General features: G+C 33.8%; 24 protein-coding genes and 1 pseudogene. 14 read left to right on the top strand and 11 right to left on the bottom strand.

The features are described 5' to 3' along the window. Positions 1 to 45 precede the first annotated feature (45 nt). From uvrC to plsY, 4 genes are all read left to right on the top strand, one after another. Positions 46 to 1,788, top strand: a complete 1,743-nt coding sequence (gene uvrC / locus AAGD89_RS04065) for an excinuclease ABC subunit UvrC (RefSeq protein ID WP_410541842.1) — start codon at positions 46 to 48, stop codon at positions 1,786 to 1,788. 72 nt (positions 1,789 to 1,860) lie between these two features. Continuing rightward, a complete protein-coding gene (locus AAGD89_RS04060) occupies positions 1,861 to 3,228 on the top strand; it encodes an amino acid carrier protein (RefSeq protein ID WP_341807839.1) in 1,368 nt (455 codons plus the stop codon). Then, positions 3,218 to 4,681, top strand: a complete 1,464-nt coding sequence (locus AAGD89_RS04055) for an amino acid carrier protein (RefSeq protein WP_341807838.1) — start codon at positions 3,218 to 3,220, stop codon at positions 4,679 to 4,681. The genes AAGD89_RS04060 and AAGD89_RS04055 overlap by 11 nt, the downstream gene beginning before the upstream one ends. Positions 4,682 to 4,692: 11 nt before the next feature. Beyond that, complete coding sequence (plsY, locus tag AAGD89_RS04050; RefSeq protein WP_341807837.1) at positions 4,693 to 5,268, top strand: glycerol-3-phosphate 1-O-acyltransferase PlsY; 576 nt, start codon at positions 4,693 to 4,695, stop codon at positions 5,266 to 5,268. Positions 5,269 to 5,273: 5 nt separating this feature from the next. Here the strand turns inward: plsY and AAGD89_RS04045 are convergent, their stop codons facing one another. After that, a complete protein-coding gene (locus AAGD89_RS04045; RefSeq protein WP_341807836.1) occupies positions 5,274 to 6,752 on the bottom strand; it encodes a hypothetical protein in 1,479 nt (492 codons plus the stop codon). A 410-nt stretch (positions 6,753 to 7,162) separates the two neighbouring features. Then, positions 7,163 to 7,459: a helix-turn-helix transcriptional regulator gene (locus AAGD89_RS04040; protein WP_341807835.1), complete on the bottom strand. Its 297-nt coding sequence runs from the start codon at positions 7,457 to 7,459 to the stop codon at positions 7,163 to 7,165. 443 nt (positions 7,460 to 7,902) lie between these two features. Between AAGD89_RS04040 and purE the strand changes: the two genes are divergently transcribed. From purE to AAGD89_RS07285, 3 genes and pseudogenes are all read left to right on the top strand, one after another. Further along, positions 7,903 to 8,397: a 5-(carboxyamino)imidazole ribonucleotide mutase gene (gene purE / locus AAGD89_RS04035; protein WP_410541872.1), complete on the top strand. Its 495-nt coding sequence runs from the start codon at positions 7,903 to 7,905 to the stop codon at positions 8,395 to 8,397. Further along, a complete protein-coding gene (mutL, locus tag AAGD89_RS04030) occupies positions 8,394 to 10,259 on the top strand; it encodes a DNA mismatch repair endonuclease MutL (protein ID WP_341807833.1) in 1,866 nt (621 codons plus the stop codon). Before purE ends, mutL begins: the two co-directional genes overlap by 4 nt. A gap of 432 nt (positions 10,260 to 10,691) precedes the next feature. Continuing rightward, positions 10,692 to 10,817, top strand: a pseudogene (locus AAGD89_RS07285) (IS481 family transposase); the annotation flags it as partial. A 39-nt stretch (positions 10,818 to 10,856) separates the two neighbouring features. On the opposite strand, the gene AAGD89_RS04025 reads toward AAGD89_RS07285, so the two are convergent. Continuing rightward, complete coding sequence (locus AAGD89_RS04025) at positions 10,857 to 11,114, bottom strand: DnaJ domain-containing protein (protein WP_341807832.1); 258 nt, start codon at positions 11,112 to 11,114, stop codon at positions 10,857 to 10,859. Between the two features lie 172 nt (positions 11,115 to 11,286). Between AAGD89_RS04025 and AAGD89_RS04020 the strand changes: the two genes are divergently transcribed. From AAGD89_RS04020 to lpdA, 3 genes are all read left to right on the top strand, one after another. Next, entirely contained in the window at positions 11,287 to 11,859 is a 573-nt protein-coding gene (locus AAGD89_RS04020; RefSeq protein WP_341808919.1) for a NifU family protein, read from the top strand. A gap of 4 nt (positions 11,860 to 11,863) precedes the next feature. After that, positions 11,864 to 13,099 carry a histidine--tRNA ligase gene (hisS, locus tag AAGD89_RS04015; RefSeq protein WP_341807831.1) on the top strand — a complete coding sequence of 412 codons (1,236 nt, stop codon included), beginning with the start codon at positions 11,864 to 11,866 and terminating at the stop codon, positions 13,097 to 13,099. 120 nt (positions 13,100 to 13,219) lie between these two features. Next, complete coding sequence (lpdA, locus tag AAGD89_RS04010) at positions 13,220 to 14,605, top strand: dihydrolipoyl dehydrogenase (protein ID WP_341807830.1); 1,386 nt, start codon at positions 13,220 to 13,222, stop codon at positions 14,603 to 14,605. Here lpdA and AAGD89_RS04005 read toward each other — a convergent pair. Further along, positions 14,602 to 15,153: a hypothetical protein gene (locus AAGD89_RS04005; protein ID WP_341807829.1), complete on the bottom strand. Its 552-nt coding sequence runs from the start codon at positions 15,151 to 15,153 to the stop codon at positions 14,602 to 14,604. The genes lpdA and AAGD89_RS04005 overlap by 4 nt on opposite strands. 91 nt (positions 15,154 to 15,244) lie before the next feature. On the opposite strand from AAGD89_RS04005, the gene AAGD89_RS04000 reads away from it, so the two are divergent. Beyond that, positions 15,245 to 16,303, top strand: coding sequence for a UDP-N-acetylglucosamine--N-acetylmuramyl-(pentapeptide) pyrophosphoryl-undecaprenol N-acetylglucosamine transferase (locus AAGD89_RS04000; RefSeq protein ID WP_341808918.1), 1,059 nt, complete (start codon positions 15,245 to 15,247; stop codon positions 16,301 to 16,303). A 51-nt stretch (positions 16,304 to 16,354) separates the two neighbouring features. Here the strand turns inward: AAGD89_RS04000 and pth are convergent, their stop codons facing one another. From pth to AAGD89_RS03980, 4 genes are all read right to left on the bottom strand, one after another. Next, the gene (gene pth / locus AAGD89_RS03995; RefSeq protein ID WP_341807828.1) at positions 16,355 to 16,909 is read right to left on the bottom strand and encodes an aminoacyl-tRNA hydrolase; all 555 of its coding nucleotides are present in this window, start codon (positions 16,907 to 16,909) and stop codon (positions 16,355 to 16,357) included. After that, on the bottom strand, positions 16,909 to 17,517 hold the full coding sequence (locus tag AAGD89_RS03990; RefSeq protein ID WP_341807827.1) for a 50S ribosomal protein L25/general stress protein Ctc: 609 nt from the start codon (positions 17,515 to 17,517) through the stop codon (positions 16,909 to 16,911). The genes pth and AAGD89_RS03990 overlap by 1 nt, the downstream gene beginning before the upstream one ends. Positions 17,518 to 17,677: 160 nt before the next feature. Continuing rightward, on the bottom strand, positions 17,678 to 18,835 hold the full coding sequence (gene ubiH / locus AAGD89_RS03985) for a 2-octaprenyl-6-methoxyphenyl hydroxylase (RefSeq protein WP_341807826.1): 1,158 nt from the start codon (positions 18,833 to 18,835) through the stop codon (positions 17,678 to 17,680). 18 nt (positions 18,836 to 18,853) lie between these two features. Then, positions 18,854 to 19,885 (bottom strand): aspartate-semialdehyde dehydrogenase, encoded by a 1,032-nt coding sequence (locus AAGD89_RS03980; RefSeq protein WP_341807825.1) that lies wholly within the window; start codon positions 19,883 to 19,885, stop codon positions 18,854 to 18,856. A 142-nt stretch (positions 19,886 to 20,027) separates the two neighbouring features. Here AAGD89_RS03980 and AAGD89_RS03975 point away from each other — a divergent pair, with 142 nt between their 5' ends. Both AAGD89_RS03975 and AAGD89_RS03970 read left to right on the top strand, forming a co-directional pair. Continuing rightward, the gene (locus AAGD89_RS03975; RefSeq protein ID WP_341807824.1) at positions 20,028 to 20,390 is read left to right on the top strand and encodes a hypothetical protein; all 363 of its coding nucleotides are present in this window, start codon (positions 20,028 to 20,030) and stop codon (positions 20,388 to 20,390) included. Between the two features lie 62 nt (positions 20,391 to 20,452). Further along, positions 20,453 to 23,110 (top strand): PD-(D/E)XK nuclease family protein, encoded by a 2,658-nt coding sequence (locus tag AAGD89_RS03970; RefSeq protein WP_341807823.1) that lies wholly within the window; start codon positions 20,453 to 20,455, stop codon positions 23,108 to 23,110. A gap of 6 nt (positions 23,111 to 23,116) precedes the next feature. Here the strand turns inward: AAGD89_RS03970 and AAGD89_RS03965 are convergent, their stop codons facing one another. From AAGD89_RS03965 to AAGD89_RS03955, 3 genes are all read right to left on the bottom strand, one after another. Further along, the gene (locus AAGD89_RS03965) at positions 23,117 to 23,290 is read right to left on the bottom strand and encodes a hypothetical protein (protein WP_341807822.1); all 174 of its coding nucleotides are present in this window, start codon (positions 23,288 to 23,290) and stop codon (positions 23,117 to 23,119) included. A 349-nt stretch (positions 23,291 to 23,639) separates the two neighbouring features. Next, a complete protein-coding gene (locus tag AAGD89_RS03960; RefSeq protein ID WP_341808904.1) occupies positions 23,640 to 24,926 on the bottom strand; it encodes an IS4 family transposase in 1,287 nt (428 codons plus the stop codon). Between the two features lie 81 nt (positions 24,927 to 25,007). Then, positions 25,008 to 25,178 carry a hypothetical protein gene (locus AAGD89_RS03955; protein WP_341807821.1) on the bottom strand — a complete coding sequence of 57 codons (171 nt, stop codon included), beginning with the start codon at positions 25,176 to 25,178 and terminating at the stop codon, positions 25,008 to 25,010. Positions 25,179 to 25,404: 226 nt separating this feature from the next. Here AAGD89_RS03955 and dnaJ point away from each other — a divergent pair, with 226 nt between their 5' ends. Next, on the top strand, positions 25,405 to 26,541 hold the full coding sequence (dnaJ, locus tag AAGD89_RS03950) for a molecular chaperone DnaJ (RefSeq protein ID WP_341807820.1): 1,137 nt from the start codon (positions 25,405 to 25,407) through the stop codon (positions 26,539 to 26,541). The last annotated feature ends 4 nt before the right edge of the window (positions 26,542 to 26,545 follow it).

Raw genomic sequence — 26,545 nt, 5'->3', positions numbered from 1 at the left:
AAAGAGCAAATCAAATTATCTCCACAGTCCTGTGGGGTGTACAAAATGATTGGGGATAAGAATAAGGCTTTGTACGTTGGTAAAGCAAAAAATTTGAAATCTAGGTTGTCTAGTTACCTTCAATTTGAAAATCTTTCCAAACGAATCAGAGTCATGCTTTCACAAGCTATCAAAGTTGAGATTTTCATAACTGAAAATGAAATTGAAGCCCTGCTTCTTGAAGGACAGTTAATCAAATCATTGAAGCCTACTTATAATATTGTACTGAGAGATGGAAAATCTTATCCTTATATAACAATTTCCAAACATGATTACCCAAGAATAGCAAAATATAGAGGCAAATTTAAGAAGGACGAATTTTACCACTATGGACCATTTCCTTCTGCCGCTGCTGTTAAAAATACTATATTATCATTGCAAAGAGCTTTTCTTCTCAGAGTCTGTTCAGATCAATATTTTTCCTCAACAAAAAGACCATGTATTGAATATCAAATTAAGCGCTGTTCAGCACCATGCGTAAATAAAATTACAAAAGAGGATTATTGTCAATCAGTAAAACAAGCACAAGATACACTCCTGGGAAGGAATAAGGAAGTGGAAAAACAATTAATTTCTATAATGGAAAAGTGTAGCAGTGAAACGAATTATGAGCTTGCAGCTGTATACAGAGATAGGGTAAAATTTCTCCAACAAATTCAGATAAAAGCTGTCGACTTTTCTTTCGAGGAAGATACAGATTTCTTTAGTATTGCACGTGAAGCAGATTTAGCGTGCATTAATGTGTTGTCATTCAGAAATAAATATAACTATGGCAGTGTTCCTTACTTTATTGAAAACTGTAGTGATCATTCAAATGATGAAATTTTATCCACCTTTTTAGTCAATTTTTATAATCTAATTAACATACCACAAGATAAAATTTACGTTCCTGATTTTGTTACAGATAATGAAATCATAGAACAAGCTCTGCAAAAAATTACTCATAAACCAATAAAGGTTCTGCACACAAAAAGTAATGAAGAGCGTGATTTATTAAAATTTGTTTACAATAACTCTCAGCATAGTTTAGAGCAGAAGCTTATAGAATATAAAAATAACCTAGAAAAGCTCGAAGACCTTGGCAAAATCTTTTCGTTACCAAATATTCCAAAACGTATTGAAGTTTATGATAACAGCCATATATCTGGAAATCAGCAAGTTGGTGTGATGGTTGTTGCAGGACAAGAAGGGCTTTTAAAAAGTGAATATAGAAAATTTACTATCAAAGAGGAAATTTCAGGTGACGACTATAGCATGATGAAAGAAGTGCTTACCAGACGTTTCTCCGGCAAGACAAAAGACAGAATACCTGATTTTCTCCTGATTGATGGTGGTCCTGGACATGTCTCCATAGTGCAAAATGTGCTACAAACATTAAATATTAATGTTCCTTTTGCTTGCATGGCAAAAGGCCCTGATCGCAATGCAGGAAATGAAAGATTTTATATGCTGAGCAGAAAAGAATTTAGTTTGGAAAATGACAGTAAAGTTATGCTTTACTTACAATCGTTACGCAATGAAGCTCACCGCTTTGCAATAGCTACGCACAGAAAAAAACGTGATAAACAGTTTATAGTTTCAGAATTAAGCAAAATACCAGGTATTGGTAACAAAAGAAAAAAAGCATTAATGTCTTATTTTGGGTCAGTGGAGAACATAAGCAAAGCCTCTCTAGCTGAGATTCAAAATGTATCTGGGATCAGTAAAGATTTAGCGGAAGTTATCTTAAAACACGTGAATTATAAATAGAGTTAACTGTTGCCTATAGACTATTTACATTTTATAAGTAACATTTAAACTTTAAAGGTTACTTATACTGCAGTGGTTAACTATGCATCTATAAAAGCAAGTGAACTATTGAACTCACTTCTATATGTAAAGATATTCAATATTCCATTTATAATTATTTGGGTAATTGCAACCGGGATTTTTTGTACAGTAAGGTTCAAGTTTATCAACTTTAGATTGTTCAAACATGGAATACAAACGCTATTTCACATAAAATGCAACGGTGATAACAATGGCATCATTACGCATATACAAGCATTTGCAACAGTAATTTCAGGAACAGTCGGCCTTGGAACGATATCAGGAGTTGCGATTGCCATTACAATAGGAGGCCCAAGTGCAATTTTTTGGATGATAATTACCGGAATGCTTGGTATGTCAATAAAGTTTGCCGAGGTGGTGCTTGCATTTACTCATCGCTCTGAAAATGCAACTGGCGGAGCTTTTTATTACATGAAACACGGGCTTGCACAAATTGGATTTCCAAAAACTGGCAAATTTCTTGCATTCACTTATGCAATTATGCTTATTATCGCAATGATATTTGGTGGAATACCATTTCAAGCGAATCAAATGGCAGCGCTGTCAAATAACCTCTTTGAATATAATGCGTCCATTATTATATCTCTACTTGTTTTAGTCGTGATACTTGGAGGAATAAAACGCATTGCTTTTGTGGCAACGAGCTTAGCACCTATTATGATAATGTTATATATAGGTATGTGCGTATATTTAATTTATGTAAATAAAAGCAATTTGCTAAACGCTCTATCTATAATATTTCAAGATATTTTTAGCAAATCAGCTGTGGTGGGAGGAGTATTCAGTGGTTTAATAGCGGGGGTGAGAAGATCAGTGTTTGCTAATGAAGCAGGTACTGGAACAGCAGCTATAGCACATTCAACTGTGAAAGAAGTAGATCCAATAAAAGTTGGGTGTGTTGCAATGATTGCACCATTTATAGATACAATATTAATCTCATTTTTAACTGGTATTGTGATAATAATTACCGGTATGCACAACGTTGATAATATTGGTGATATCACATTAATTAGTTCGATATTTTCAACAGCTTTACCCTTGTTCAGCAAGTCGGTTTTTCCTCTTATAATGTTTTCCTTTGCATTTTCCACAATAATCGCTTATTGTTACTACTCTGAAGTTGCCTTACTGTACTTATTTGATAATAAAAAAATACTAATATTATTTCAAATTTTTATAGTAATCTCAGTATATGTGAGTTGTATGTCAAAAAATATAGAATTTATATCTTACTTGGGTGATACATTATTTATGTGTCTTATGATCCCAAACACTATTGCGATATATCTGCTGAGGAGAGAAGTTTTAAATACGATAGATTCTTATTACAGTTCCAAAGGTAGTAAAAATGATTTATAGATTACTTTGTATAGCATTATTTTGCCTATTATTTAATGATGCGTATGGTTCAGGCTTTTACGAAGGATATGATGCTGTATTGGATAGAATAGACCACTTCATGAATGAAGTGCTGTTTTTCAAAATCTTTTATATACCGTTCATACTTCTTCTATTATCCTTTGGTTATGTGTTTTTAACCTTACGCTTTAAGTTTCTTAACATAAGAATGTTTAAGCATGCATTTGCTATTCTTTTCGGAAAATACGATACAGATCACCATGATGGCCACATCACACATTTTCAGGCGTTTATAACTGCACTTTCGAGTACTGTAGGTCTTGGCACTGTTGCAGGTGTTGCAATTGCAGTTTCAATGGGTGGACCTGGAGCGGTGCCTTGGATGATGATTACAGGTTTTTTTGGTATGTCAGCAAAGTTTGCTGAGGTAACGCTAGCATTTAGACATAGAACAGAAGATCAGGAGCAGTTATTCAGCGGGCCTTTTCAATATATAAGAAATGGTTTAGAAGAATTTGGCTTTAAAAAACTTGGTATTTTTTTAGCTGCAACATATGCAGTATTTTTTGTGTTATCAGGTCTTGGAGGAAGTGTAGCGTTTCAAACTAATCAGATGGTTTCAATATTATCTGGTTATTCAGATTGGGTAGATGGTCATCCTTGGTTTCTTTCGTCTATAATCTCTGCACTGCTTGGCTTGGTAATTATCGGAGGAATTCAAAGGATAGCCAGAGTATCTGCTGCATTAGTGCCTATTATGTCACTTATATATATATGTAGTTGCCTTGTTATCATTGGGTTTAATATCCACAACCTTGGTCACACATTTAAGATATTATTTTCCAGCATGATAGATTTTAATGCTGTTGGTGGAGGGATGGTAGGAGCATTTGTTGCTGGAATTCAAAGAGCAATTTTTGCCAGCGAAGCTGGTGTTGGTTCTGCTGCAATTACTCATGCAACAACTAAAGATGAAGAACCAGTAAGAACAGGGCTTGTTGCGATGATAGAGCCGTGTTTTGACACAATGCTAATTTGCTGTTTAACTGGAATAACAATAGTAATAACAGGTGCATACCAAACAGGTGTTGGTGAGGGAATATTAATCACTCAAAAAGCATTCGAGACAGTGTCTCCGTGGTTTCCTGTACTGCTAACAGTAGCTGCACCGTTATTTGCATTTTCTTCAGTAATTTCGTTTGTATATTGTTGTGAAATGGGGTGGCTATATTTATTTGGTGCAAAAAGTGTAGTGATATACCGCATAGCAGTGGTGATTGTAGCATTTTTCTCTGGCTTATCTAAAGATATCATGACTATTTCCAATATTGGTGGAACTCTATTTTCTTGTTTAGCTTTGATCAATATGACAGCACTTATACTGTTTAGCAATCAGATCAATGATGAAGTTCAATGCTATTTAAAGAGGTTAAAGAACAATAAAATTAATTAGGTTTTGGTATAATGGAGGGCTATATAGTTCTTATACTATCCTACATACTCGGTTCAATACCGTTTAGTTTAATTATTACAAAAGCTCGAGGTGTAGATTTAAGGAAAATAGGTTCGGGAAATATTGGCGCTACAAATGTATTAAGAACGGGAAATAGATCTCTTGCTGCTTTAGCCTTATTGCTCGATTCCTTTAAAGGATTCATTGCAGTTTATATAGCGCAGCAATTTTTTAACAATAACCATTTTTATACCCATCTGTCTGCAATTTTAGTAGTCTTTGGGCACATGTTTCCTATATGGCTGAAATTTAGAGGAGGGAAGGGGGTTGCAACAACTCTAGGAGTGTTGATAGCGCTTAACATTGATATTACTTTAGTATTCATAATAACTTGGATGATAGTCTTTCTTGCCTTTAGGTACTCTTCTCTTGCTTCACTCAGCGCTACTGCCATATCCGTGATAACTTCATTCTTTTTTGAAGTGGATCTATTCTTAACATTATTAACTATAGGAGTACTAGTTTTTCTAAAACACTATAGAAATATAACGAACCTTTTATGTGGTAAAGAACATAGGTTTTTATAATTTATTTATCGTGATGCTTCTACTGCTACATTATCAGCAGATACCTCGTTCAAAAAACGACTTGCAACAAACCCTTCCATCTCTTCTATCATTTGTTCCATGTTCTTCCCACTTTCCTTGCATGCTTTATCAAGTGCTAATTTCAGCTTAAATATATCATTTTCTTCTAACATCTTATCCATTTCTTCTCTTGTTATCTCTAATTTTTTTAGTAAAATATCTTCCATTATCTCTTTTTCTTCACCTTGATATTGTCTACTAAGCTCTCTATATGCAATGCAACACTTCCTTTCTCGCGGTAAGGCTGACAGATTCCGCAATGTAGTATCTACTTGTGCTTCAGTAGAGCTAACCTTTTTAGTTTGCTCAGCAGCTTTTAATTTAAATTCTTCCACTTCTTTTTTTATTATCGTATCAGCTATTTCTTCAGCATCGTCATAAGAAAAAATTCCCACAAGGAATTGTGTACTGAGTAGATCCTTATTTAATAATTCTAAAAAAACTTTCTCTTTAACGCTTTCAAATAAATTTTCTTGATTACTTAAACCATTCTCCCTTAGCTTATTTCTTATATGGTCAAGGAGAAAATCTTCTAGCATATTCAATTTTATAGAACCAATATTTTTCATTAACGTCAGTACGATTTCTTCAGTATAACCTAAACTATAATCTAATAACTTTTTCATTAAAGGGATGCTAATTTCTGCAATAAAGTCATTGACTATCTTCTGACTATTATCGTCAGGATTATTTTGAACTTTATACCAAGCATTAAAGATCTCTATATTATTTTTCTTTTCTTTTAACTCTTCCATAATATACTTGCGTGCTGCATTTTGTGCATCAAAAAGGAATATTTGTTTAGGGGGAGTGAACCTAATTTCTGGATCAGAATGCATACCCTCTAACGTACTGAGCATCCTCTGAATAATTCCTGTGAAGCAAGTATTAGGAATACGTTCCGATCTAGAGAAAGTCTGGCTATCAATTAAATTAGCAATTAATGCATCCTTTTTATTTGTAACAACTTCACTACTTCCATCGTTACAGGCTCTTAAAACTAAGAGTAGAATTTGCCCGCCTGTGAACCCAGAACGATGCTTCATGTTATTACTGCAAAAAGCATTCAAAAATGTAATTATTTTGTATTTATTCCCAGAACTGAATTCACGAAAATTAAGCTTATCTAATTTGTTTATATATTCAATAAATTGCTTGTACTCATTACTCTCAGTAATACCTTTAACATCTTCAGGGTCAGGTATTTTTTCACCATACTTATCTTTTAATTTATCAATATTTTCAATAATATCATCATTTTGTTGGTGAGGGAGTAAATGTTCATAGGCATTATCAAGTTTATTCACTGTAGCCCGTAGATTTTCTTTTATACCTTCCAAGAAAAAATTTATAGAAGCCTTAAATAATGTAATAGGATCAAAATTTTTTGGTCTTAGCTCACTCTGCAGTAGAATTAATATCATTGTAAGTGGTATTGTTCCCAGCAGCGAAACTAATAAGAAAGTAGTGGTAAAAATTAAGTATGTTATAAATGCTGAAAACAAGGCAAAAGATATCAGCTTTATTATGTTATTCTTGAAAAATATATCCCAATAGTCTTTTTTGGTTATCTTCGCAGCCTTTATCTCTTTGTAAATGTAAAAAGTTTTTATCTCAGCTCTAAAAAATATAGTGGCAAAGGTCAATAGCACGTTGGCAGGATTAACTAAAATACTCAACGCAACAAAATTTGCAAAATAACCAGCGAACTTTAACCGACTAGAATCTTTTGAAGGAAATTGCAATTGAGAAATGCATACTACCATAACTCACACCCATAACATTATCACAGCTTAGCATTAACAGAATAATCTATCAGTGTCAATGTTTATATCTATTCAGACTCGACTTCCTGTTTCAGTTTTTCTGCTTCAGACTTTGCTGATTGATTCTCTATCATTGTGATTGTTATCTCATGATCAAGCTTTTTAAGAAATGCCAACAATCGCTCCAGAGAGAAACCATCAGTTTTACCATTTTTAATTTGTAATACCTTCGGCTGATCAATACCTAATCTTTCGGCTGCTTCAGACTGAGTCCAAGTATATTTTTCTATAATGTTATTTATTATGCTAATCAACTTTTTTTTCATTTCTAAACTATCCAAGCTGTTCAATGATATTATTTCCATAATTTTTCCTCAATACATTCATATATCAATTAATCTTATTAAATATTTTTACATAATATCTAATATATCAAAATATTAATGATGTGTAACTTATCTTTAAATTATACAGCATTAATATATAAAAGTTTAAGTTGACTATATGTTGACATTTTCATCAACTTCCTAGTAATTTTAAATTATATTTTATCCAGAAAAATCATTCATAGCAAGAACTAGTTACAATTACAAGACTTAAAATATAAAGATAATTGTTTTAAAGTTCCTCTTACATAAGAAATTAATAGCTCTATATCTTAATACAGGTGTTTATTTAAATTTTTAAAAATTCTACTCTAATAAGAATTATCTTATTTTATATATTATATTTGCAATAGAGTGCAAATATTTGTTGCTTTTTATTACTAGCACTGAAACATTATTAATTAAGTGAAGCTATGTTTAATATGATGGAAATAAAAAAAGATGTTGCTGTGATTATGGGCAGTGAATCAGATTATAATACTATGGTTCATACTACTAATATGTTAAAAGCATTAGAAATTTCGCATAACATATTCATAATATCTGCACACAGAACGCCAGAAAGGCTTTTTAAATTTGCTAAATCTGCACAGGAGAAAGGTTTCAAGGTTATAATAGCTGGTGCAGGAGGTGCAGCCCATTTACCTGGTATGGTTGCGTCACTCACTTATTTGCCTGTTATAGGCGTTCCTGTGCATAGTAAGCAATTAAACGGCCTGGATAGCCTATTATCTATAGTTCAAATGCCAAGGGGTGTTCCTGTTGCAACTATGTCCATAGGAGAAAGTGGAGCGTATAATGCCGCAATTACTGCCGCATCTATATTGTCAATTTCCAGTAGTGAAATTGCCGGCAGATTAAAAGCCTGGAGAGAAAATCAGACTGAAGAAGTAAAAGAAAAACCAACTTTATTATGACAATTATTCTCTTAGATACAAAAACTATAAACCGTATAGCAGCGGGAGAAGTAATAGAAAGACCAGCAAGTGTTGTAAAGGAATTGGTAGAAAATGCCATTGATGCAAAAAGCACAGAAATAGAAATCAAAATAGAAAGCGGTGGGCGTAATCTTATTAACATAACAGACGATGGTAATGGTATAGGAAAGAGTGATTTAGAACTTGCATTTATGCGTCATGCTACTTCAAAATTAAGTGATAATGAGTTAATAGAAATCAAGTATCTTGGATTTAGAGGAGAGGCTTTACCTTCAATTGCAGCAGTAAGCAGAATGAAACTGTCATCAAAAGCAAGCAGAGCAAGTGAAGCGTGGTCCATCAGCTATGAAGGCGGAGAAAAAATAGGGGAAATTACTCCTTGTTCTTTGTCACAGGGTACACAAATTGAAGTAAGAGATTTATTTTTTGCTACTCCAAATAGGTTAAAATTTCTAAAAACCGAAAGAGCAGAAACTCAAAGCATTGTTGATATCATAAACAACTTAGCAATGATCAATCCTCACATAGGGTTTACTCTCACTTCAGGTAATAAAAAACTTTTAAGATATGCTAAGCAGGTTTCGTTATTTAATAGGCTCTGTGAAATAGAAGAGGAATTTCAGGGCAATTCTTTAGAGATTTGTGAAGAAGAAGATGGTATTAAGCTTGTTGGGCATATCTGCAAACCAACTGTCAATCGTGGTAAGTCCACTATGATATATACATTTGTTAACAACAGGCCAATCAAGGATAATTTGCTAATTGGTGCAATTAGATATGCATATCATGATTTCATTCCAAGCGAAAGATATCCTTTTGCAGCGTTGCACTTAGAGATACCTCATGATCAAGTAGATGTAAACGTACATCCAAATAAATCAGAAGTGAGATTTCAGAATAAGAAGCTTATATATGAAATAGTGACAAGAGGGCTGATTAAAGCATTATCAAGAAGGATAGGCACTCTTCCAGTACGTGACGTTGATGGACCTCAGTGTCAAGCTACTCTGATGACAGAAGATTTTTTAGAAGGCTCGTTGCCCAACTCTTTTAATAATTCTAATGCTAAAAAGGAATTCTATGAAAAAAAGCCAAGCCCTTTGCAAAATCAATTAATGAAAGAATTTGCTTCACCGAATTTAAAAACACAGAGTTTATCAGAACAGTTAAAACCCTATGACTATTCCTCTATTCAAAAATCTTCAGTGCAATCAGAGACTATAGTTCTGGAAAAAAAGACATCAGAGCAAGTCAAATTGGTAGAGGATCATCCACTTGGATTTGCACGCTGTCAGGTCTTTGATACCTATATTATTGCAGAAACCAGAGATAAATTAATTATAGTTGACCAGCATGCAGCCCATGAGAGGTTGGTGTATGAGTGCTTAAAACAAAAGTCAAATATCACTAGGCAAAAACTACTTCTTCCTGAAATAGTTGAAATCAAAAATCAGGCTGGAATGGAGATGATTGAAATTTATAAAGATAAACTTTTCGAGATGGGTTTTGATATTGAAATTAAGTCAGAAAATAAAGTGATAGTTAAAGAAATTCCTGCGATTTTAGGAACAATAGCTGTAAGAGAGATAATGCTAGACATAGTTGATAGGCTACTCGAGATAGAAGATACATTACCTATAGAAGATAGAATAAATAAAATATTGGCGACTATTTCATGTCATGGATCAATCAGAGCAGGTAGGAAAATGAGATTAGAAGAAATGAATGCGCTACTTAGACAAATGGAAGAAATACCATATTCTGGGCAATGTAACCACGGAAGGCCAACTTATATAGAAATGAAATTGAGTGATATTGAGAAATTATTTGAGAGAAGGTGATTTTTAGCTAAGTCATAAGTTGCAAGAAAATATGCCTCTAAATCATATAATGTCATCAGAGTTGGCATTCTGCAGTTACCCATCTTTAGCTCCCCTGCGAAACAACGTGAAGCAAGTTGCTGATAAAATCTGGTAAGAAATCCCCAGCCCAAAAATTATTAAAAACTATGTCGCAAATTCACAATTCCGGCAATAATATAAGATGTACAGTCCCAGAGTGTGATGGCATGGATTAAGTATAAATAACTCAGGAGATTGTGTTCACTGGTTGCATATAAGTTCATGTGGGGCAAGACCCCTTAAGCCGCTTTGTATTGCTCTACGCACCGCCTCTGTTGTTCTGGCGCACCCATGTAATATTTGTCCCATAAATCCTCCTTCGATGGTAACTTCTCATATATCATGCCATCATACTCTGGGATTGTACATCTAATACGGCTTAAAACTCTTAAAGGTCTGACTCCATATCAATTTATATGCAACCAGTGAACACAATCTCCTGAGTTATTTATACTTAATCCATGCCATCACACTCTTGGACTGTACATAAAATATTAAATTTTTATACACATATTCTGCTTAGTGATTATAAATAATCTATTTCTTCAGCAACCTATCACGCGCTGAATTTAGTTTTTGTGCAAAATATTCTGAGCCGCCTTTGTCTGGGTGAACTAATTTCATTAAATTTTGATAAGCTTTATTGATTTCATTTTCATTTGCTTCGGAACTTAACCCTAGCACTTTAAGCGCTTCATCTCTGGACATGTGATCGCCGCTCAAATTGGTGTGATTTTGAGCATAGCTTTTACTATTATTAAATTCATTCAAAAATTTATTTAATATAGAATTCATCACGAAATTTATCTTATTTCTCCTTGTAAGAAAAAGAAAAAATACAAAAACGCTAGGCAAAATAAATGTAATTATTATGAATATCAAAAAAAGGAAAAAGATGAATGACATGTATATTTTTTTATCATTTTATGATTAAATAGTAACAACTATAATTGTAATGGTAAATAACATGTTCATTCAAATTGAAGAAACACCAAATCCAAACACATTGAAATTTCTTCCTGGGTTTGCAATTCTAAATGAAGGAGAAACTGCTGATTTTTCAAACGCAAATGAAATAAAAAACTCCAAGTTAGCAGCAAATCTTTTTCAGATAGAATATGTGATAAGAGTGTTCTTCGGCCATGATTTTATTTCAGTAACAAAATCTGGTGAAGTTAATTGGGATATATTAAAAGTGGAAGTTTTAACTGCAATTATGGATCACTTTACTTCCGGTGGAAAAGCACTAAATGAAGAAGGAGAGAATGATAGAAACGTATCAAATGAAGAATTTTTCGATGAGAATGACATAGAAATTGTAAACAGAGTAAAAGAATTGATGGAAAGTTATATTAAACCTGCAGTTGCTCAAGACGGCGGTGATATAAAATTCCGTGGTTATAAAGATGGAATAGTCTATGTTGAACTCCAAGGAGCTTGCTCTGGGTGCCCAAGTGCTGCAATTACTTTAAAGCAAGGAGTGGAGAATATGCTAAATTATCACATACCAGAAGTTGCTGGTATAGAAACTATGAATTAATGTTATGACTAATCAAACCGCCCGTGGAACAAAAGACCTTTTATTTGATGAATGGTATAAGTTTAAATACATCCAAGAAATAGCAAACAAAATATCAAGTTTATATGGTTTTTTACCTGCTCAAACTCCAATATTTGAATACACAGAAGTCTTCACAAAAACTTTAGGTGATAGCTCAGACATTATTACTAAGGAGATGTATACCTTCAACGACAAAGGGGGAAAGAGCATAACTCTACGTCCTGAGTTCACTGCAGCGATTGTTAGACTATTAATTGAAAAAAAATTACAAACGCCGATAAAATTATTTTCAACAGGGCCTGCATTCCGCTATGAAAGGCCACAAAAGGGAAGACAAAGACAATTTCACCAAATAAATTTTGAAGTTTTTGGCATAGAAGATCCAAAAGCTGATGCTGAATTAATTTCCCTTGCTCAGCACTTACTTACTGAGTTTGGTATTGATAAAAGTACAAGGCTTGAAATCAACTCTTTAGGTGATGGTGAAACAATAGCTAAGTATAGAGAAGCCTTGATTTTATACTTTACAAAGTATCAGAATGATCTATCAGAAGATAGCAAGAACAGATTGATCAAAAATCCACTCAGAATACTTGATTCCAAGGATGAAAAAGATAGAGCAATAATTTTGGATGTACCTAAAATCAGTGATCACTATACGAAAGAATCTGCGTATTTTTTTGATCAGGTATTAAATGGACTGCAAGCTCTTGATATACTTTACACTGTAAATAGCAAATTGGTTAGAGGTCTAGACTATTATTGCCATACAGTATTTGAATTTGTCACAGAAGATTTGGGAGCACAAGGAGCGATTTTTGCGGGAGGGAGATACGATAATCTAGTGTCTTCAATAGGCGGAAAGCACACTCCGGCAATAGGATTTGCAGGAGGTGTTGAGCGCATAATGGAATTAATTAATTACTCTCATAAGGAAGAGAGGCCTATTTATCTAATTCCAATTGGAACAAAAGCTGAAGAATATGCCTTTACACTTGCAAGCAAATTACGCAGAAATGGTTTATATGTGAGTTACGAATATAGCGGAGCACTTAAAAGTCGCATGAAAAAAGCAAATCAAGCTAATGCTAAAATCGCACTAATTTTTGGAGACGAAGAGCTGCACAACAGAACCGTAAAAATAAAAAATATGGACACGGGAGAAGAAAAAACAGTTGCCTGTGACGATATTATGGAAGTTATATGTGACTCACATTAGGTTCAACTTGATCACATTTTTAACTTACAATACTCTGGAACTGTACATATATATCATCTCAAACAATTGATTATATGGTTACCTTCTGTATATATAGTCTTTTGAATATGAAGAAAATTAATGAACGAGTATGATATCACAGTTATAGGTAGCGGTCCCGGTGGTTATATAGCAGCAATTAGAGCAGCGCAGCTTGGATTTAAAACAGCAATTGTTGAAAAAGAAAAGAATTTAGGCGGTATATGCCTAAACTGGGGGTGCATACCAACAAAATCACTGCTTAGAGCATCTGAAGTTTATGGGCTAATAAAAAGATCAGAAGAGTTTGGTATAAAAGTAAAGGATGCAAGTTTTGATATACAATCAATAGTGAAATACTCAAGAAGCGTCGTTGATAAATTATCAAGTGGTGTTGCATATTTGATGAAAAAAAACAGCATTACTGTCTTAAAGGGTTTTGGTAAGCTTGCAGGTAATAATACTATAAAAGTTATGAGTGATAAGGAAGAACAGGAAATTTCTTCTAAGCACATTATTTTAGCAACTGGGCTTAGAGCACGAAATCTGCCTGGAATAGAAGCAGATGGAAATTTAATATGGAATGCGCAGCACGCTATGATGCAGGACAAATTACCAAAGTCGCTCCTAATTATAGGTTCCGGTGCAATTGGAATAGAGTTTGCGAGTTTTTATAGCACTTTGGGTGCTCATGTAACAATAATAGAAATAAAAGACACTATTTTACCGCTGGAAGATAAAGACATTTCCAATTTGGCACAAGAGATTTTCACAAGGCAGGGAATAAAAATATACACAAACAGTAGTGTAAAAACCATCACTAAAAATAAAGATTCTGTCCAGGTGCAACTGAGTAGTGGTGAAAGTAAAGAATTCGATAGAGTAATTGTTGCCGTTGGCATTCAGGCAAACACTGAGAATATAGGACTCGAGAATACAAAAGTCAAACTAAATTCATCTGGTTTTATTGAGACAAATGAGTGGTATGAAACATGTGAACCAAATGTATATGCAATAGGTGATGTAGCTGGCCCACCATGTTTAGCGCACAAAGCAAGTCATGAAGCAGTAATATGCGTTGAAAAAATTGCTGGTAAAAATGTTCATGCATTGAAAAAAGAATGCATACCAAACTGCACCTATTCACATCCACAAATAGCAAGTGTGGGGCTCACCGAGGAAGATGCAATAAAAAATGGATACGATATAAAAATAGGGAAGTTTCATTCTAACTTTAATGGCAAGTCTATTGCCCTTAGTGAAACTGAAGGATTAGTGAAAACGATTATAGACAAAAAAACAGGCGAAATTCTTGGCGCTCACATGATAGGCGCAGAGGTAACAGAATTAATTAGTAACTTCGCTCTTGCAAAACAACTGGAAGGAACAGACTCTGACATAAAGTCTACAATCTTTCCTCATCCAACCATTTCAGAAATGATACATGAATCAGTTCTTGCCGCAGATGATGATTCATTAAATAGTTAACCACCAACTTGCGGTCCATCTTTTTCTTGCTTAGCTTCACCTGGAGTGTGATTAGGTGCCATTCCATCAATAGGCCGATCACTACCATTATCACGCTTTACCACTTCTTTTAATCCCTCACCTGCTTTTTGTATTTCTTTTTGATCAAGATCTTTTGGATGTTTTTTATCTTGTTCTTTTTCTTGATTAACTAATGAATTTAGCCATTCACCTTGTCGCACACTTTCTGGTTGAATTGGATCTTCTTTGTATTTTTTATCTCTATCACCAGATTGCTCTTGTCCAGAAGTACCAAATAGTGTATTAAGAACCTCTCCCATTGCTTTAAACAGCAAACCTACTATGGGTGTTTGTTCTAACGCATTCCAGATCTTTCCTAAAATGCCACCAGCTCTGCCTTTTTCTTGACCTTTTCCTTCTGGCTCTTTTTCATTTGATTTTTCCTGATCATGATTTCTTAAAGCTTGTTCTTCTTGGCCCTCAACGTTAATAGAAACGTTTTCTTGCTGCTTCTTAGATCCTTTTTTTTTATTGTTATTTTCAGGCATTTTCAACTCAACTGTTACAAAGCTTGATAAAATTCTACGTGCAAATCATTAAGTAATGATTAATAATATAGTACTAATTTGTTATTTGCAAATGGATATTATCCTAGCAACGGGTGGCACAGGCGGACACATTTTTCCAGCCATTACTTTAGCGAAAGCACTAAAGACACAAGGTTATAATTGCATATTGTTTATTGACAAAAAAACGAACAAAAATAGTAATTTAGGAATACATGTCCTGCCGTTATGTAAATCAAGTGGAAATATTATCCACAAACTCAAGTTTTTTTTCTTGTTATTTTACAGCTCTATATTAGTTTTATATCAGACAAGAAAGTTAAGACCAAGATTGATAATCGGTTTTGGCAGCTACGCTTCTTTTCCAACTCTTCTTGCCGCAAAGATTCTTTCTATACCAATAATTTTGCATGAGCAAAATACAGTCTTAGGCCGAGTAAATAGGTTCTTTTTCAAGAGTGCAAAGTTGGTTGCAACCAGCTTTCCGGTGACTAAATATGCAAAAGAAGAAAAATGTGTTTTTACAGGAAATTTTATTGATATAAAAACGCAAGAATATCTTATTCCCAATGTCATTCCAACGTGTGATGCTGGAATCTGTATATTAATCATAGCAGGCAGCCAAGGTGCAAATTTTTTTGACAATGTAGTAAGCAGTGTAATTTGTAGCTTACCCACCAAAATAAAAAAGAAAATCAGAGTAACGCAGCAATGCATGAAAAAAAATATAAATATTGTTGAGGGCCAATATAAAAAAGAAAAAATTAACTATGAGCTAAGCGAATTTTTTGATGATATGGAAAATAGGTTAGGGAGTGCACACTTGGTAATCAGCAGAGCAGGAGCAACTTCAATAGCAGAAATCACTCTTGCTGGGCGCCCAGCTATATATATTCCCTACCTTCACTCAAAAGATAATCATCAATTTTATAATGCTAAATATATTGAAGACTCAGGTGCAGCTGTAATAATTGAACAAAATAGTGAAGCAAAAAAAAATCTAACAGAGTTGCTAATTAATCTATTAAGTGATCCAAAAAAATTACGTGATATAGCTAATCACACAAAAAAAACAGAGATAAAGGATGGAATAGCTGAATTTATCAGACTTCTTTCAACATTCTTAACCTAATTCATTATAAAGCTTTGGAAAAGATTAATTTTTTCTTACAGCTTTATCTTTTTAATCCTGCATAACATGGTTAAAAAAAGCAGAATTATTTCCTTGCAGCACCAGGTATATATTTTTTGCTATTTTTTCCACTAAAGGAGTAATGTCATCCAGATTTGAAAATTTTGACAATACATAATCCGCTAAACTTCTTTTATCTTCAGGCCTGCCTACTCCAAATCTCACGCGCCAATAATTATTACCGATAAAACTATCTATTGATTTAAGTCCGTTATGCCCAGCAGAGCTACCGCCTTGCTTTATTTTTATTCTCCCGAGTTCCAGGTCAGCCTCATCGTGTATAACAATAACATTATCTAACAAAACTTTGTAAAAATTCCTTATTTTTGAAACAGGAATACCTGAATTATTCATAAATGAATAAGGTTTCAACAACATAACTTTACTACCATCAATCATGCCAGAAGTTATCAAATAATTAGATTTTATGGAAAATAGCTGAAAATTCCAATACTTACAAATTGCATCAACAATAATGAAGCCAATATTATGATAAGTTAACTCATATTGTCCGCCAGGGTTACCAAGCCCAACTATCAGATGCACTATTCCTCTGTTTCTTCCTTAGGCTCTTCAACATCACTATCAGCAGCAGAAATTGTAACGATTGTAAAGTTTTCTTCTTCATGAGCTCCAAGCTTTACCCCTTCTGGTAACTTTACATCATTGATGTGTATAGACTGGCCAATCGTTTTACCAGACAAATCAATTTCTATAGCTTGAGGTATCTTATCAGGAGAACATTTAATAGTAATAGAGCGGCATAGAACATTAAGAACTCCACCTAATTTTATTCCTGGAGCTTTATTTTCATTTACAAACGATAAAGGTATATCTATTTTAATTTCACTGCCTTTATCGACAAATTGAAAATCAACATGTTGTACAGTATCTTTTACTACATGCAATTGAATATCACGCACGAGAGCATACTCTTTTTTGCCTGAAATATTCAACTCTATCAAATGTGCAGAAAGAGAACCTGATTTATATTGCTTTGTGAATTCCTTTGCAGACAACGTTAAATTTATATTGTCATGACCCTTCCCATATATAATCCCAGGAATACTTCCTTTTTTTCTTAGAGGTTGCATCGCTTTTGTTCTTGTCACATCACGTAATTCTGCGTTAATAGTCACTATTTCCTGTGCCATTTTGTTACTCCTAATTTAGCTAAACTCAGTAGAATATAACATAAAAATATCTATTTCAAAGTATAATCATTCAAAATGATAAATTTCGGATTGATGAAGCTTTTTGGAATTGTCACACTGAGCAAAAACTTCGCAACCGCTCACAGAAGCCTATTAGCTCTTATATAAGCCCCATAGCATGCCTGATGAAGCGTTTCTTAAGAAAATCTGAATTTTCAACCGCAACCAAGCCAAAATTTCTGAGTGCTTTAGTGCAGAGTATCCTATTTGAAAATATTCTATTCAGGCCATCGGTTGCAATTGCCATTGTAAAATTATCCAAGTATCTATCACGCGATATTTGCTTTAATAAATAATTGCTACCAATATCAACACCAGCGGCCTTTGCAGCAGTGATATGCCTTATAGTGCTTTCTACATCTCTTATTCCAAGATTCAGCCCTTGACCTGCAACAGGGTGAATTGAATGTGCTGCATCACCAATCAGCAAAACTCTACTTTTATATAACTGCTTTGCAAAAGCAAAACTTAAAGGATAGGATTTTCTTTTACCCTCTAATTTAATTTCACCTAAATAAGAACCAAATCTTTTTTTAAGCTCTACAATGAATTCCTCTTCAGGTAAATTCATGAGCATTTTTGAAATTTCAGATTTTTCCGTCCAAACTATAGAAGAAGTGTAGCCACCTTTCATTGGTAAAATTGCAAATGTGCCACCAGGAAAAAACCGTTCCACCGCAAGATTTTGGTGATGAAGGCCGTGTTCTACATTACATACTATACTGCTTTGTTTATAATCAAATTTTGTCATTGATATGGAAAATAACTCTGGTAGCTTAGAGTTTTTACCTTCAGCACAGATAAATAGTGATGATATTAACTCCTGATCATTATCAAGCATAACCTCCACATATCCTGAATCACAGGCAATTGTTTTATAGGAATGCTCAGAATATACTTTTAGTTTATTCAAAAAATTATTATTAATTGCATTCCATATAGTAGCATTATTGACCACGTAGCCCATGGGCTCTTCGCCAACCATCTTATGGTCATAATGCACAGTAATCGGGCTATTTCCATCCAGTATGCATATATCAAGTATAGGTTCAGCGTCATTTGCGACAAACTGCCAAATCCCTAAATTTTCCAATATTTTTTTTGAACCTTGAGAGATAACAAATGCTCGATTATCATTAATTGCACGTGGTAAGCTGTTTTTTTCAATCACAGCAACTGATATTGAGTGATTACTAAGGCCAATGGCGGTAATAAGACCAAGTAATCCGCCACCTGAAATTATTACATCGTAGTTCACCTTAATCTGCTCAATTTGCTAAGTTCTTTTTATATCTATCACAATTTCTAAAATCTGCACTATATTTAGTGCTGCACCTTTGCGTAAGTTATCAGCCACTATCCACATATTTAGACCATGCTGAACGGTATCGTCTTTTCTAATGCGTGATACGTATACAGCATCTTCCTGCACAGCATCAATTTGAGTTGTATATTCACTATCTTCACGTTTGTCGCAAACTAAAACCCCATGATCATCAGCTTTACCGAGTATTTCGTAAGCAGTTTCTTCTGTCATCGGGTCATAAAACTCTACATTCACTGCTATAGCGTGACCAATAAAAACAGGCACCCTAACACAAGTTGCAGTAACTTTTATATTTTTCCCTAAAATTTTTTCCGTTTCCCCTTGCATTTTCCATTCTTCCTTTGTAGAACCATTTTCCATGAATTCTCCTATATGAGGAATGCAATTAAATGCTATTTGTTTAGGAAATACCTCAGGCTTTTTAGCCTCATTCATGAATATTTTTTTGGTCTGATTGTAGAGTTCATCCATAGCAGCTTTGCCTGCACCAGAAGTTGATTGGTAAGTTGAAGCAACAATTCTCTTTATTTTTGCTTGCTTATGTAACAAGTGCATTACTAGTAGCATCTGTATTGTAGTACAGTTTGGATTGGATATTATATTATGGTTTTTATATTCCATGATTTTCTCTTGATTAATCTCTGGAATGATGAGTGGCACGCCCTCTTTCATTCTAAAATAGGAAGTGTTATCTATCACAATGCAGCCGGCCTCTGTTGCAATTGGTACATATCTTTCGGAAATATTAGACCCAGCGCAAAAAATGGCTACATCGATTCCAACAAAGCTATGGCCTTCAAGACATGAAATAATTAATTCTTCATCACCAAAGCTTACCTTTTTCCCCTCTGATTTTTTTGATGCAAGTGCAATCACAGAGTCTACAGCAATTCTCCCTTCGCTCTGAAATTCATCAAGTATGCTTAGTACTTCACGTCCCACTCTTCCAGTTGCGCCAACAACAGCAATTTTATACCCCATAATAGATTAAACCTCTAACTTTAAATGTATATTATATATTTACTGATAAAATTTACAATTATTTTAACATTTTTATCTTGCAATTAACCATAATTTAGTAATTATTATATAATATTAATCATGTTACATAATAAAACGAGAGATGACTACAGAAGAAGATACTCAGGTTAAGCCTATACCTCAAGAAACTGGAGAAAATAATGTTAAATCCGCAACATATAAGCCTCAAAAGGATATAAAATTCCCAAATTTCAATGATAAAAGGTATGGTATAAAAAGTCCTAGAATAGAGCAGCCGTTCCCACAAAAAGAGCAAGAACCTTCAAAGCCGAGCGGGTTATTAAAATCAATACCTATTATAGGAGGGTTTTTAGCAAATCTTGTACCTAAAACAAAAAAAGGTGGTCCAGAAATGACTAAGACGTATGATAAGACCAAAAAAATAGGTAGTGAATTTAAGGAAGGTAACGTTGAACAAGTAAGTGATAAGAAAAGAGTTAAATAAAAACATTCACACTAAAAATTAAGTCCGATACAATAAGGCATTGCTTTAGTTATCGTATTTAAATGGGCAAGGTTTTTACTATCAACGTAAATGAATCTTTTTTTGAAGTGCTGGTTCACTACATATTCTCTGAATATGAAAGAGAGAAAATTCCTGAATTAGAAATAATACTTCCTTGTAAGAAGGATGTATTTGCGTTACTCAGCGCATTTAAAAATTATAACACTGAAAAATGTATCATCTTTCCAGAAATAATTTCATTAGAGAATATTGATGAGGAAGATTTAATATTAAATCTTGATAGAATAAAAGTTATCAATCGGGCAAAAAGGACATTGCTACTGATCGAATTTATATTAAAGTGGAATAGGGAGAATAATGATCATTTTCCAATTGATTTAGCTTATAGTCTTTCATCATTACTTGGCAAAGCAAAAATGCCTAAAATAACGGATTGTGAGCAATTCAATGAACATTCAAAAAAAATAGAGAATTTCGTAAGCTTGCTTGTCAAAACTTGGAGTAAAACTTTAAAAGATTTAGGAGTGGTTGATATACTAGAGTATAAGAATGATTACATAAATAATATGGTGCTTTCACTGCAAAAAGATCAACATGTTATTTTTGTTGGCCTTGGCAAGGATGAAATTTATAAATCACTTATTAAAGCCATATATGATTTACCATTTGGAAAGGTGATTTTGCCTAACCTTAATTTTAAAATTAGAGAAGAAGATTGGAGCTCACTTGATAAGAAACACTATCAATATTGCCTAAAAAGTTTATTGGATTATTTAAATGTTGATAGAAAAGATGTGATATGCCTCTCTGCTCCAGAGAGTAAAGTAATTGATTGTGTTTTTGATATAACTGCTGATTTTAGTAAAATAAATAGTGAATATGTTAGTAATAGTGAGTATATTGAAGTAATCACTTGCGATTCTGAGGAGGAAGAAGCGCAAGTGATTGCTTTGATTATAGAAAATGAAAGTTATGAAAAGGTTTCTTTGCTTGCCCATAATAAATTACTTGCAACTCGTATAGCTTGTTTATCAAAGCAACGTGGTGCCATATCGGAAAATTATCCTTATATAACACTTCTATTTTATAGCGTGGAAGTTTTGACTTCAAATTGGAATAGTGTGGCATTACTTTCGCTACTGAAACATAGTCTGGTAACTTTTGGCTATACTAAAGAAAAATACAGTAAGATTTTATCTGAATTTGAAGTAGCGATATTACGTAACTTTAATACAAGTGGACTTGAAAGTATTATCAATATTATTAATAGCCATAAAAAGCTAAAATACAAGGAAGATATATTGTTGATTATCAATAAGTTGGAAACAATATTTAATCCTTTGCTTAACTCTATAAATCGTCCTATTTTTGATGTAGTAGCAGCTCACTTGCAGTGTGTTAATATGCTATCTGGTGTAAACTTTTCTGGATTAAATAATGAAGTGGGCTCCTTTATATATAATTTTATAGATGCATGTGAGGGTATCAAAATCAAATGCTCCTTAGAATTATATAGCCAAATTCTAACCTTATTTTTAGAGAAAGATTTTTTTTCTGTAGCAAATGACCTAAATAAATTTAGCCTATACCACAATAAAGTTGTAATACTCGCTGGATTTAATGAAGGTAGCTACCCGCCAGGTTTTCAAAGTCCGTTTTTGAATGCTACTACCAGAGAAAAATTTAGCCTTCCTTCTATGCAAGAAGAGCAGGGATATTTTTTATATACTTTATATAATTTGTTTTGTGCAAGTAAGGTTTATATTACAAGATCACTGAGTCATAGAAAGCCAATTATATTGCAGCGGTTGGAACTTCTGCTCAAGAAAGGGGAGGGCGGTTTGTCGAAACAGCCGTATCGTGATTGGCTAAGAATATTAAATACTCCTGAATGTGTTGTTCCATTTACTCAACCTATGCCAAAACCTCCGGCTGAAGCAAGAAAAGAAAAAATGCAGGTGATATCTTGCAGTGCACTGGAAAAATTAATTCGTAACCCTTATTCATTTTACGTTGAATATATACTCAGCCTTAAACAATTAAGAGACTTAAATTTTAGACCATCGATACTGGAATTTGGCACTATGGTGCATAATGTTCTTGCGAAATGCTCACATGATAAAAAATTGCCGGTAAGTATAGCACAGAGAGAATTCCTATCTAGTCAGTTTAATTTTTCAAATATGTGGTGGGTAAGATTGCAAAAAATCATTCAGTCTTTTATTGAATTTGTTGAGACTCGAAGCAATTATGCTCAGTTGGAAGAAAGTTTTTCGTATCAAATTAGTGCCATTCCAGCGGGTGATGCTGGAATCTGTCTAACGGCAAAATGCGATAGAGTTGAGCATCTTTCTGGCGGGCAAGTAGCAATCATAGATTATAAACTTGGTTCACCGCCTTCCAATGAGGAAGTTATGTCAGGATTTTTTCCGCAATTAATTTTACAAGCTTTAACAGTGGAACACATCACTAAAATGGAAGTGTCGGAACTTGCTTATTGGAAATTTGATTATGATAAAATAAAAATTATTTCTTTACAGGATTATAGACAAAAAATGCAAGAATTTCAGAATGATTTGCCAGATTTTTTATCTATTTATTTAAGTGATACCACTCCCTTTGTTGCCTCTCCGTATTTAGATAAATTCCTGAGATTTAACAGTTATAAACACCTGGAAAGGGTAAGGGAGTGGTTGTAGAATATGCTATAATATCACATCATTATTATGATCTGGTACCTCTTCAAGACTTGGTCCGGAGTAGCTATCATGTTGATGTGTGAGACCAGGCTCTTCCTCATCAGACCCAAATACCCACGATACCACACTAGTAATGACTGATAAAGCTAAAGACAGAGGTTTTGTAAGTATATAGATCAAACTACTTATTAAACCCTACATCGGAAGATTGAACATCTTCAGGCACTTGAGGAGGCTGATCACCATGTTCAAGATTTTCAGAGAACTCTGGTGGATTAGCTGATTCCCCAGGGTTACCTTGTGGTCACTGCCATTAAGTTAAGGAAGGAATGGCTAAAAATTGAACAAAAAAGTTTGTAGTGATTAAGGAGTTATGGCAAATGCTAAAACAAAATAGAGCAAACTTTAAAGTAGATAAACTCTTAGATGTAAATTAGTTAAGAAATAGCTTATTTAAAAGTCATTTTACAGAAGATTTGACAAAAGTTGCTCCAGGAATACTGTCTTTCAGAAATGAGTAGGGTAGTATTCAAAATACGTGTTTTCTAGCCCTTTTTTGGTAATTGAGTGAACGAACATCAGATATCTTATGAAGATCAACTTTCCTCCCCTTCCTTACAACTAAAGTGTTTGTTAAAAATAACTTAGATAATTGCTCCATAACGCAATCCATGTCCGATTCTGTAGAAAAAATATCGAAAGCTAAGTTTTTAATTGCATTAAATGAAACAGATTTATTAATGCTTTTTTCAAGCTTACTATCAGCTAGGTCTGCATTCAATGCCTCTTCTACATCTTCTGTCATAATACTTTCTAGGTTGCTAATAAAAATGGTTGACCAAAAATCCTGCTTAATAGTTTCAACACTTTTACCTGTAAAATTCTCTAAGCCTAACCTTCCTTTGAGTTTAGAAAAAAATGTTTCTATTCCCCAACGTAAGTAGTATAACTCTTCAAATTCCTCAACCTTAAATTGCTGCTCATCTAATAATGATGTAATTAGCACTTCAATTTCACCAGAGGAAAGTATGATTTTAACTAGCCTAAATTCCATTTCATCAGGTAATCCTAGCTTTCTTAGCTGCCTTGCCACTTTAATAGGTGCAGTAGCTACTGCTATTGTACTAGAGGGACTGCCCGGCTTAAACATATCGTTTACTTCACTAAAAGATGAACTTGGACAACGAATTACATAATTAATTTTCCTTTCCGTAAGCTCGGCAATAAATCGATAAGATACATACCCTCTATCACAGATTAGTAAGTCATCTGAACTGAGGCCTTCAAGCATATCGGTTGCTAAATCAACTTCATAACTGTCACCTCTACTTAACACCGATTTTATTGCAATATTATTTAGCACATCATAACAAGCTTCAAAGGTTGCACTTGTATAATCTTCAAACCTCTGAACTCCATTCCATACTGCTCTTGAGCCAAACTCCTCTATTACCTCATCACTTTTTGGTAGAATTAATATAGAAGCATCAAATGCAAGTACCCTGAAACCATGGTGAGTTTTAAACTCCTGATCCTGGTAATATAGGGAAACTACATCATCATTAAGTTCTGAAAATGCAGTATACTTTAGCTTCTGTCTTACTTGGGTAAAAGCACTTGCAGTAACTGTATAATCTCTCATCGTGTACAGAATAAATTCATTGAGCATCACTTGTAATGATTTCACACTTTTTCTGAAAATCAAAATGAATACATCAATAAAAGGCAATTTTCTTTTTCGTAGAAAGTCTTTTGGTGATACTTTGTGATCATTTATAAAGTTTAAACTTATCAATTTATTTTTTATGAATTCGATTATTGTTTTTTTTACTCATATTATTTTTCCTTTAAGTTTAGGAATTTTACTTGATTTATTAATATAGTCCATCCTTTTCTCTTAACTTAATGGCATCGATAATTTTTTTAACTTACCTTTTCTGCTTTCTCCTTTTTCGCATACAGAATATAGTATAATCTCCAACAACTCATAATCAAGCAGAGAGCAGTCTTCGATTGATAGAATTCTAGTTTCTAATTTTTCTCTTCTTTTATTCTCACTATTACTCATAAAAACCTCCAAGTTCAACATTATATACAAATTCAGCGCCAGCTTTCTGACGCAGTAGTTCTCGAGGAATCACCCTTTTGAACTCCAAATTGTTTTTTGCAATGTTGTACTTGTTGTCACCTATATGAGTTTCGAAAGAGATCTGGTAATATTTGAAACAGAAATCATACTTGAAATTAATATATGAAATACCTATCTTTAATAGTTAAACGCTGAACTATTATATATGAGCAAAAAAGACCATTATGAATTGCTAGGAGTAGATAAAAGCGCTAACGTTGATGAGATAAAAAAGGCATATAAAAAACTAGCATTAAAGTATCATCCCGATAGAAATCCTGGTAACAAAGAAGCAGAAGAAAAATTTAAAGAAATAACTGCTGCATATGAAATTTTATCTGACTCTAACAAAAGAGCAGGTTATGATCGCTATGGCCACGAAGGTGATTCATATAGTTCTTCTGATGGTTTTCAAGGGTTCAGCTCTGCAGGTGATTTTAGTGACATATTCAATGATTTTTTTGGTGGAGGATTTGGTGGTGGTGCAAGCAGATCAAGGACAAAAGGAAGCACAGTAAGTCAAGGAGCGCCTGGAGCAGACCTACGCTATGATCTTGAAATCAGCTTAGAGGATGCATTTAAAGGAATGCAAGCTCCTATACATTATATAACAAACGTACAATGTGGTACATGCAAAGGTACGGGAAGTGAAGGAGCAATTAAACCAGCTCAGTGTCATACATGCCAAGGAAGTGGTAGAATCAGAACTCAGCAGGGTTTTTTTACAATCGAAAGAACATGCAGCACATGTTATGGAGAAGGGGAAATAATACACAATAAATGCAAGAAATGTGGTGGAAGCGGACGCAAAAGAGATGAAGTGAATATATCAGTTTCAATTCCAAGGGGTATAGAAGATGGTGCTAAGGTAAGGGTAAGTGGTAAAGGAGAAGCTGGGGCAAGAGGTGGAAAAAGCGGAGATTTATATGTATACGTTAAAATAGCACCACACAAAATATTTACTCGGGATAAAGCACATCTACATTGTAAAGTGCCTATAAGAATGACACTAGCTGTGCTTGGTGGTGAAATTGAAGTGCAGTCAATTGATGGAACTAAAATAAAAATAAAAGTTCCAGAGGGTACTCAAACTGGCACCAAACTGCGCTGTAGGGAGAAGGGTATGCCATATATGAACTCACATGTCCGTGGTGATTTGTATGTACAGGTAATAGTGGAAACTTTAAATCCGAAAAATTTAACTAAAAAGCAAATTGACCTATTAAAGGCATTTGAAGAAGAGGAAAGTGCAGGTATAAAGCAGCAATCTGAAGGATTCTTCAGCAAGGTAAAAAAAAAGTAAAAAA

The sequence above is a fragment of the Wolbachia endosymbiont (group E) of Neria commutata genome (assembly GCF_964026735.1).
GTDB lineage: Bacteria > Pseudomonadota > Alphaproteobacteria > Rickettsiales > Anaplasmataceae > Wolbachia.
Note: the sequence above shows the minus strand (reverse complement) of the source record. Positions and strands in the feature narration are given on the sequence as shown.

What these genes read in the sequence shown, in the direction of transcription:
- AAGD89_RS03980 (WP_341807825.1), bottom strand. Translation starts at nt 19,885, where the DNA reads ATGGGGTATAAAATTGCTGTTGTTGGCGCAACTGGAAGAGTGGGACGT.
- purE (WP_410541872.1), top strand. Translation starts at nt 7,903, where the DNA reads ATGATGGAAATAAAAAAAGATGTTGCTGTGATTATGGGCAGTGAATCA.
- AAGD89_RS04045 (WP_341807836.1), bottom strand. Translation starts at nt 6,752, where the DNA reads ATGATATTAATTCTACTGCAGAGTGAGCTAAGACCAAAAAATTTTGAT.
- AAGD89_RS03970 (WP_341807823.1), top strand. Translation starts at nt 20,453, where the DNA reads ATGGGCAAGGTTTTTACTATCAACGTAAATGAATCTTTTTTTGAAGTG.
- uvrC (WP_410541842.1), top strand. Translation starts at nt 46, where the DNA reads ATGATTGGGGATAAGAATAAGGCTTTGTACGTTGGTAAAGCAAAAAAT.
- AAGD89_RS03955 (WP_341807821.1), bottom strand. Translation starts at nt 25,178, where the DNA reads ATGAGTAATAGTGAGAATAAAAGAAGAGAAAAATTAGAAACTAGAATT.
- hisS (WP_341807831.1), top strand. Translation starts at nt 11,864, where the DNA reads ATGACTAATCAAACCGCCCGTGGAACAAAAGACCTTTTATTTGATGAA.
- AAGD89_RS04040 (WP_341807835.1), bottom strand. Translation starts at nt 7,459, where the DNA reads ATGGAAATAATATCATTGAACAGCTTGGATAGTTTAGAAATGAAAAAA.
- AAGD89_RS03975 (WP_341807824.1), top strand. Translation starts at nt 20,028, where the DNA reads ATGACTACAGAAGAAGATACTCAGGTTAAGCCTATACCTCAAGAAACT.
- AAGD89_RS04000 (WP_341808918.1), top strand. Translation starts at nt 15,245, where the DNA reads ATGGATATTATCCTAGCAACGGGTGGCACAGGCGGACACATTTTTCCA.
- AAGD89_RS04020 (WP_341808919.1), top strand. Translation starts at nt 11,287, where the DNA reads ATGTTCATTCAAATTGAAGAAACACCAAATCCAAACACATTGAAATTT.
- AAGD89_RS04025 (WP_341807832.1), bottom strand. Translation starts at nt 11,114, where the DNA reads ATGAATTCTATATTAAATAAATTTTTGAATGAATTTAATAATAGTAAA.
- AAGD89_RS04005 (WP_341807829.1), bottom strand. Translation starts at nt 15,153, where the DNA reads ATGCCTGAAAATAACAATAAAAAAAAAGGATCTAAGAAGCAGCAAGAA.
- AAGD89_RS04055 (WP_341807838.1), top strand. Translation starts at nt 3,218, where the DNA reads ATGATTTATAGATTACTTTGTATAGCATTATTTTGCCTATTATTTAAT.
- mutL (WP_341807833.1), top strand. Translation starts at nt 8,394, where the DNA reads ATGACAATTATTCTCTTAGATACAAAAACTATAAACCGTATAGCAGCG.
- plsY (WP_341807837.1), top strand. Translation starts at nt 4,693, where the DNA reads ATGGAGGGCTATATAGTTCTTATACTATCCTACATACTCGGTTCAATA.
- AAGD89_RS03990 (WP_341807827.1), bottom strand. Translation starts at nt 17,517, where the DNA reads ATGGCACAGGAAATAGTGACTATTAACGCAGAATTACGTGATGTGACA.
- dnaJ (WP_341807820.1), top strand. Translation starts at nt 25,405, where the DNA reads ATGAGCAAAAAAGACCATTATGAATTGCTAGGAGTAGATAAAAGCGCT.
- lpdA (WP_341807830.1), top strand. Translation starts at nt 13,220, where the DNA reads ATGAACGAGTATGATATCACAGTTATAGGTAGCGGTCCCGGTGGTTAT.